The organism is uncultured Xanthomarina sp., assembly GCF_963971605.1.
Lineage (GTDB): Bacteria > Bacteroidota > Bacteroidia > Flavobacteriales > Flavobacteriaceae > Xanthomarina > Xanthomarina gelatinilytica.
Window position 1 is genome coordinate 1 of record NZ_CAXATZ010000060.1, and the last position, 7,720, is coordinate 7,720.

Here is a 7,720-nt window from a genome sequence, read left to right on the forward strand (position 1 = left end):
TGCATTCCAGCCGTTCATTTCTTCAAACTGCACTTGCAATTCCCCAATTTTTTCTGCGTTTTCGTCTGTATAATCGGCATATAATGCATCTATTTCGGTTTTTAGTTTAAACAAGGGTTTATTGCCCATAATAATGGTTTCCAAAACCGTATGCTCATCGTATAGGTTATGGTCTTGTTCCAAAACAGACATGCGTTTTCCAGGTTCTAAATGCACATGACCAGACGTAGGGTCCTGTTTTCCAGCTAGAATCTTTAAAAAGGTAGATTTCCCTGCGCCATTGGCACCTATAATTCCATAGCAATTACCTTGATGAAACGTTGTGTTCACTTCATCAAAAAGAACACGTTTTCCAAACTGTACAGATAAATTAGAAACTGTTAACATATAAAATGATTTATTTTTTTACTCAGATGATTATTACTTTCCAAATAGCTCTTTGCGAACTTGCAAATTATAGAATTTTACTCCTTGACATAAAATCTCCTGTAATTTTTGCAAAAGTAGAAAAAACCTACTACAACAAGAAACAAAAGCGATCTTATTAATATTTAACAACGAATTAACAACACTTATAGATAGCAACTTATATTTTTGTTGATTATAGTTATGCTAAAGACCTTATTAATAGCCTTATGAAGTATTTTTGCGTGGTAATGTTATGTGTTTTATCCCTGGTTTCTTGTGAAAAGGACCCAAAACAAGACAAAGGGGATACGGCTTATATTGGTGGAGAAGTTATTAATCCATCAAATAACTATGTGGTTTTGCTTAAAGCGAATTCTGTAATAGACACCATGACCTTGGATGCCAATAATAGATTCTTATATAAATTGGAAACCCTTTCTTCGGGCTTGTATACCTTTTCTCATGGAGGCGAAATTCAAATGGTGTTATTGGAACCTAATGATAGTATTATGTTTAGGCTAAACACTAAGGATTTTGATGAGTCTTTGGTTTTTACGGGAAAAGGTGCCAAAAAAAATAATTATTTGGTGAATTTATTTTTAAATGGTGAAGCAGAAGACAAAATAATCTTGAGCTTCAGTCAACTTCCTGCTGAAGAGTTTGAAATTAAATTGGACTCCCTTAGGGAAATTAAATTAAACGACCTTCGTGAGTTTATAACCAAACAAAGTACTTCAGAACTTTTTAACCATTTGGCAGAATCCAATATTAATTACGATTATTACTTAAGTAAAGAAGTATATCCTTTTGTTAATTATGCTAACAGTGAACGAAAAAACTTTGAATCTTTATCGGATAATTTCTACGATTACAGAAAACATATAAACTATAACGATTCTGTGTTGGTTGGTTATTTTCCATACGCTTCTTTTTTAAAGCACCACTTTGAAAATTTGGCCCTAACGGAACACTTTAAACATTCAAACGATAGTGTTTTTAGTAAACAATCGTTGGACTACAATTTAATTAGACTTGATTTGATTGATAGTTTAATGACCAACGACAATGTAAAAAATTCTCTTTTAATAAGTACTGCCATAGAGTTTGTAAGCAATAACAAGGATGTGGATAATTATGATGCCATTTTAAATTCATTCCTAGCAAAGAGTACTAATGCCAGACATAAGGATTACGTAAGTAAGATTGTAAGTTCCTTAAAAGATTTAAAACCAGGCAATCCATTGCCAGATGTTAAGGTGTTTGATATATTTAACAACGAATTGAATTTAAGGTTTGTTTTAGGAAATAAGCCTTGCGTTATCTTTTTCTGGTCCCAGACCAATATGATGCATGCCCAAGAATGCCATAAAAAAGTGAACGAATTAAAGTTAAAGTATCCGGAAATCACTTTTATTGGTATTAATGCCAATAACGATAATAAGGATGTATGGATAAAAACCTTAAAAAAATACAACTTTGAAACACCTAAGGAATATTTGTTCAAAAATCCTTCGGAAGCCAAACAGGCCCTTGCCATTTATCCCATAAACAAGGTGATTATTGTTGGTAAAAAAGGCTTGATAGAAAACGCTCATGCCAATATGTTTTCCATTAATTTTGAAGAAGAACTTTTAGGTGTATTAAACCAATAAAAAAAGCCTCAACAACAGTTAAGGCTTTAATAGGTATGTTTTGTTTGGTGTCTTCCAATAAGTATTAATTTCCTTTTTTGTAGTCTTCCAGGAATTTAGCCAAGCCACTATCGGTTAAAGGATGTTTCAATAAACCTTCAATGGCGCTTAAAGGGCCTGTCATAACATCTGCACCCAGTTTGGCACAATCTATAATGTGCATGGTATGACGAACAGATGCAGCCAATATTTCTGTTGCAAAACCATAATTGTCGTAAATATGACGAATTTCAGCTATCAAGTTTAAGCCATCTGTTGAAATATCGTCCAACCTGCCTATAAATGGAGACACATAGGTCGCTCCTGCTTTGGCAGCCAATAAAGCTTGTCCTGGAGAAAAAACCAAGGTAACATTGGTTTTAATACCTTTGTCGCTAAAGTATTTACAAGCTTTTACACCATCTTTAATCATAGGTAATTTAATAACAATCTGCTCGTGCAATTCGGCCAAAGCCTCACCTTCGCGAACCATGCCTTCAAAATCTGTTGATATAACTTCAGCACTTACATCTCCATCAACAATATTGCAAATGTCTACGTAATGTTTTAAAATATTATCATGACCCGTAATGCCTTCTTTTGCCATTAAAGATGGGTTTGTAGTAACACCATCAAGAACACCTAAATCTTGGGCATCTCTAATCTGGTCTAAATTTGCAGTATCAATAAAGAATTTCATATAAATCAATTTTTTAATTCCTTTGGTAAGGAAAATGGGTTTGTTTTAGTTGTGGATTATCAAATTGCAAAATTACAATTTATAATGGTTTAACAGTAATTTCTCATAAACTTTGTCTGGAAGGATTCTTTTTAACACAACGGAAAACTTTTGCATGAATTCACCAACCTTGTAATGGATTTTAGGGTTTGGGGTGTTTATAATCTTATAAATGGCTTTTGCCATCAGTAATGGATCCTTTCCTGCATCTACATGGCTATCCATCAATTTTAAGGTGTTTCCGTAAGGTTTGTGGTAAGGAGAACTTTCCAAAACAGGAGCATGATAACGCCCAGATGCAATATTGGTTGCAAAATCCCCAGGAGCCACGTTGGTCATGTGAATGTTAAAGTCTTTCAATTCCATCCTAAAAGCCTCTGTTACCAATTCCAAAGCACCTTTGCTGGCACTATAAATGCCACGGTAAGGTAAGCCCATATATCCAGCAATGGATGTAATATTGATAATCAATCCCGAACCTTGTGCTCTCATGCTTGGCAACACAGCTTTAATCACATTGATGGGACCAAACAGGTTGGTTTCAAAATTGTTTTTTATTTCTGTCTCAGGTATTTCTTCTATTGGACCGGTAATCCCAACACCTGCATTGTTTATTAAAACATCTATACGTGCTTCTTTTAATAAAACTTCGCCAACTGCCTGAGTAATGGTTTGATTATCCGTAACATCTAGAGCCACTATTGGAAATTTACTTGCAGGATATTTTTCAGGAGACCTGCTAGTGCCATAAACTATAAACCCTTTACTGATTAAAAACTCTCCAACCGATTTACCTATTCCAGAAGAACCCCCAGTTATCAAAACAACTTTAGACATATTCTTAATTTAGAATTTCAAAAATACAATAATAAAAATAATGATAGGGACTTTTAAAGTTGAGATACAATCTATTTGCATCAGATTTTTCAATATCAAAGGAAGGTGTTTAAACTAAAAAAATCTTGAATCGCCAAGGCTTTCAAGACTTAAATGTAGTGTACAAAAAAAGGCAAGCTACCTACATCACACCGCTACGACCGTCTACCTTTGCTGTGTTCCCACCCTGGAGGATTCAACAGGAGCTGGTTGTGTAGGACTTGCCTCGTGCAAAGATACAATCTTTTAAATTTATCACAATGATTTTTTAAACTGAATTTTAATAAATAACTTGCTAAAAAATTATATTACAAAAATGAATATCTTTAAACCTCTTACTATCATATTTTTAGCTGTTTTCTTGGTGTCTTGTGGCAGTAATTCTGCCCAGAAAAAAATGGACATTTCCATTAAAACCAATACCGATGGACAAGCAATTTCCATAGATAAAACTTTAGAACTGGACATTTCCAACCCTAAAAACCATGAGATTTCCTCAGTAAAATATACCATAGATGGGAAACCTGTATCTCAACAGGTCGATTTAAAATCCTTTAGGTTGGGAGAGCATTTGGTGGAAGCAACCCTGGATTTGGCTGGAGATACCGAAACCATTACCCAAAGCATTACCATATTAAACAATAAAACCCCAAAAGTATATTCCTATAAAATCATTAATGAGTACCCTCACGATATCACCTCTTATACACAAGGTTTGGAATTTTATAATGGTGAACTTTATGAAAGTACAGGACAATACAGGGAATCCAAACTTAGAAAAGTGGATTATAAAACAGGTGAGGTTTTAAAGAATATAGATTTGGCAGACGAATATTTTGGTGAAGGGCTTACCATCCTAAACAACAAGATCTATCAGCTTACCTGGAAAAGAGGCACTGGTTTTGTGTATGATGTTGAAACCTTTGAAAGAACCGGAAGCTTTAAATACGGCAACAGTAGAGAAGGTTGGGGGATTTGTAACGATGGGAGAAAACTTTACAAAAGTGATGGAACCGAAAAAATATGGACTTTGGACCCAGAAACCTTAGCAGAAGAAAACTTTGTTCAAGCCTATCATAACAAGGGGAAAGTGGTGGAACTAAACGAATTGGAGTGGGTAGATGGTAAAATTTACGCCAACCGATATAATAAAAATGGAGTTGCCATTATAAATCCTGAAAATGGCGCTGTGGAAGGTGTGATAGATTTTACACCTTTAAGGAAAAAAGTCACACAACACCCAAAACTGGATGTGCTTAATGGCATTGCCTACAATCTGGAAACCAAAACCTTTTTTATTACAGGAAAACGTTGGGACAAACTTTTTGAAGTTGAAATTATAGAAAATTAGTTTTGCAAACTTACGAAAGCCTATTAAAGGTAACACAAGACGATCTAGACGAATTGAACCATGTAAACAATGTGCGATATGTGCAATGGGTTCAAGAGATTGCCAAAAACCACTGGACAGCAGCTACAACCCACAAAATCAGGGAAACCTACTTTTGGATCATGTTATCCCATCTTATAGAATATAAACATCCAGCCCTTTTAAACGATGTTATAAAACTTAAAACATATGTTACCAAAGCTGAAGGAGTCACTTCCGTAAGGGTTGTGGAAATAACAAACAACAACACCAACAAACTACTTGCCAAGTCTGAAACGACATGGTGCTTTATGAATTCAAACACCATGAAACCCAATAGGCTTCCAGAAGGGATTTCAAAAATATTTCAGTAAAAAACAACTTTCATACTATATCATCAATTCAAAAGTTATATTTTTACCAAGTACATGATTCACAATTATTAAATGATCATTAAAAATGAAGCAAGTCTTTTATCTTATTATTTGTTTAAGCTTAATAATTACTACTAACTCTTGTAGAAAAGATCTGGATTTTGGACCAAGTTCCGGAAATCTGGAATTTTCAAAAGACACGGTTTATTTAGATACTGTTTTTACAAACATTGGTTCAAGTACCTATAACCTGAAAGTGTATAACAGGAGTAGTAACGATATTAGCATCCCTTCCATTCGTTTGGCTTTGGGCGAAGCTTCAGAATACCGATTGAATGTGGATGGCATGCCTGGAAAAGCATTCGAAAATGTAGAGATTCTTGCTAAAGACAGCATGTATGTGTTTATTGAAACAACTATCGATATTAACAATTTACCTAATACCAATGGCGAATTCTTATATACAGATAAAATAGAGTTCGATTCGGGTGCCAATTTCCAATCTGTTGAACTGGTTACCTTGGTAAAAGATGCTGTGTTTATTTATCCAGATAAAGACAATACCACTGGAGTTGTTGAAACCTTGACCTTAAATATTGGTGGAGAGGTCGTTGAAACTGAGATTCAAGGACGTTACCTGGAACCTGCCGAACTTACTTTTACAAATCAAAAACCTTATGTTGTTTATGGGTATGCTGCTGTGCCCAACAACCAAACATTGACTGTTGAAGCAGGAGCTCGTGTGCATTTTCATGCCAATTCAGGACTCTTGGTTGCTGAAGGCGCTAGTTTGCATGTCAATGGCGATTTAAGTTCCGACCAGGAACTCATGGAAAACGAAGTGATTTTTGAAGGCGACAGATTGGAGCCTGCATTTTCCGATGTTCCGGGACAATGGGGAACCATATGGTTGTTTGATGGCAGTGTCAATAACATCATCAATCATGCAACCATTAAAAATGCGGCAGTGGGTATCTTATCTGAAGGAAATCCAGATGCCATAAATAACAAATTGACCCTGACCAATTCGCAAATTTACAACTCCAGCAATTTTGGCATTTTGGGTAGAAACACCTCCATCCTTGGTGAAAATCTTGTAATTAACAATGCTGGTCAAAGCAGTTTTGCTGCCACTTACGGTGGGAAATACAACTTAACACATTGCACGATTGCCAATTACTGGAACAATAGTTTTAGACAATTTCCAGCGTTATTGATAAACAACTTTTTTGATACCGAAGATACAAGATATATCACAGATTTAACCGAAGCCAATTTCAATAACTGTATCATTTATGGAAACGATAACCCAGAATTTATTTTGGATGAAATAGAAGATCCTGCTGTGGTCTTTAATTTTAAATTTACCAATTGTTTGTTGAGGTTTGAAGATACCAACGGAAACTTTACCGGTGAAAATTATAACTTAAACGGACCTCATTACGAAAGCAATATTTTCAATCAGAGCCCAGACTTTAAAGAAGCTAATGAAAACGAGTTGATTATAGGCAATGACTCTGCTGCAAATGGTATTGGAGATCCAGTTTTTGCAGGACAGGTACCTAACGATATTTTGGGTAAACCCAGAATAGCTTCGCCAGATGCAGGAGCTTATCAGCATGAAGATTTTTAAACCTGTTGTCATTGCGAGCCACGAAGCAATCTGTTGAATAGGGATTACAATTTAAAAGATTCCTGACTTTCGTTCAAAAAGATTAATTCGTTCATAAAAAAATCCCGTTTTAAAACGGGATTTTCATTTTATATAGAAGTTTTCAGCTTAAGCAAACAAAGGCAAATCGCTCATCAAGGCATTTACTTTTCTAGCTATAGTTTCCAGTTTGTCTTCGTCTTGGTAATTCATTAAGGCTTCATCAACCAAAGCCACAATCCCTTCCATGTCATTCTCTTTCAAACCTCGGGTTGTAATGGCAGGTGTTCCAATTCTAATACCAGAGGTTACAAATGGCGATTTATCATCAAAGGGAACCATGTTTTTATTAACCGTAATATCTGCTTTTACCAAAGCCTGCTCTGCGTCTTTTCCAGTAAGGTTCTTGTTTCTTAAATCTATAAGCATCATGTGATTGTCTGTTCCTCCGGAAATAATATGGTAACCTCTTTCTACAAAGGCTTTGGCCATGGCTTGAGCATTTTTCTTAACCTGTAGCATGTAGAGCATGAACTCATCTGTTAAAGCCTCACCAAAAGCAATGGCTTTGGCAGCAATAATATGCTCCAATGGGCCACCTTGGTTTCCAGGGAATACTGCAGAATCCAATAG

The 7,720-nt window shown here is 35.3% G+C and carries 7 protein-coding genes, 1 other RNA gene and 1 pseudogene; 4 read left to right on the top strand and 5 right to left on the bottom strand.

Going from position 1 to position 7,720, the window contains the following annotated elements; genetic code table 11:
* Window positions 1-387 (bottom strand): ATP-binding cassette domain-containing protein (locus AACY93_RS13410; RefSeq protein WP_287005578.1); only part of this gene is annotated, 387 nt, incomplete at its 3' end.
* 248 nt (window positions 388-635) lie between these two features.
* On the opposite strand from AACY93_RS13410, the gene AACY93_RS13415 reads away from it, so the two are divergent.
* Entirely contained in the window at window positions 636-2,060 is a 1,425-nt protein-coding gene (locus tag AACY93_RS13415) for a hypothetical protein (RefSeq protein ID WP_287005580.1), read from the top strand.
* A gap of 64 nt (window positions 2,061-2,124) precedes the next feature.
* Here AACY93_RS13415 and fsa read toward each other — a convergent pair whose 3' ends face one another.
* The 3 genes from fsa to ffs all read right to left on the bottom strand — a co-directional run bounded on the left by fsa (window position 2,125) and on the right by ffs (window position 3,920).
* Window positions 2,125-2,778, bottom strand: a complete 654-nt coding sequence (gene fsa, locus AACY93_RS13420) for a fructose-6-phosphate aldolase (protein ID WP_007651006.1) — start codon at window positions 2,776-2,778, stop codon at window positions 2,125-2,127.
* A 72-nt stretch (window positions 2,779-2,850) separates the two neighbouring features.
* Window positions 2,851-3,654 (bottom strand): SDR family oxidoreductase, encoded by an 804-nt coding sequence (locus tag AACY93_RS13425; RefSeq protein WP_287005581.1) that lies wholly within the window; start codon window positions 3,652-3,654, stop codon window positions 2,851-2,853.
* A gap of 167 nt (window positions 3,655-3,821) precedes the next feature.
* Window positions 3,822-3,920: signal recognition particle sRNA small type (ffs, locus tag AACY93_RS13430), an RNA gene on the bottom strand.
* A gap of 89 nt (window positions 3,921-4,009) precedes the next feature.
* Between ffs and AACY93_RS13435 the strand changes: the two genes are divergently transcribed.
* The 3 genes from AACY93_RS13435 (at window position 4,010) to AACY93_RS13445 (ending at window position 7,069) form a co-directional block, all read left to right on the top strand.
* Entirely contained in the window at window positions 4,010-5,044 is a 1,035-nt protein-coding gene (locus AACY93_RS13435) for a glutaminyl-peptide cyclotransferase (RefSeq protein WP_287005583.1), read from the top strand.
* Between the two features lie 2 nt (window positions 5,045-5,046).
* Window positions 5,047-5,436, top strand: coding sequence for a thioesterase family protein (locus tag AACY93_RS13440; RefSeq protein WP_287005585.1), 390 nt, complete (start codon window positions 5,047-5,049; stop codon window positions 5,434-5,436).
* Window positions 5,437-5,521: 85 nt separating this feature from the next.
* Window positions 5,522-7,069 carry a hypothetical protein gene (locus AACY93_RS13445; RefSeq protein ID WP_287005586.1) on the top strand — a complete coding sequence of 516 codons (1,548 nt, stop codon included), beginning with the start codon at window positions 5,522-5,524 and terminating at the stop codon, window positions 7,067-7,069.
* A gap of 147 nt (window positions 7,070-7,216) precedes the next feature.
* Here the strand turns inward: AACY93_RS13445 and glyA are convergent.
* Window positions 7,217-7,720, bottom strand: a pseudogene (glyA, locus tag AACY93_RS13450) (serine hydroxymethyltransferase); the annotation flags it as partial.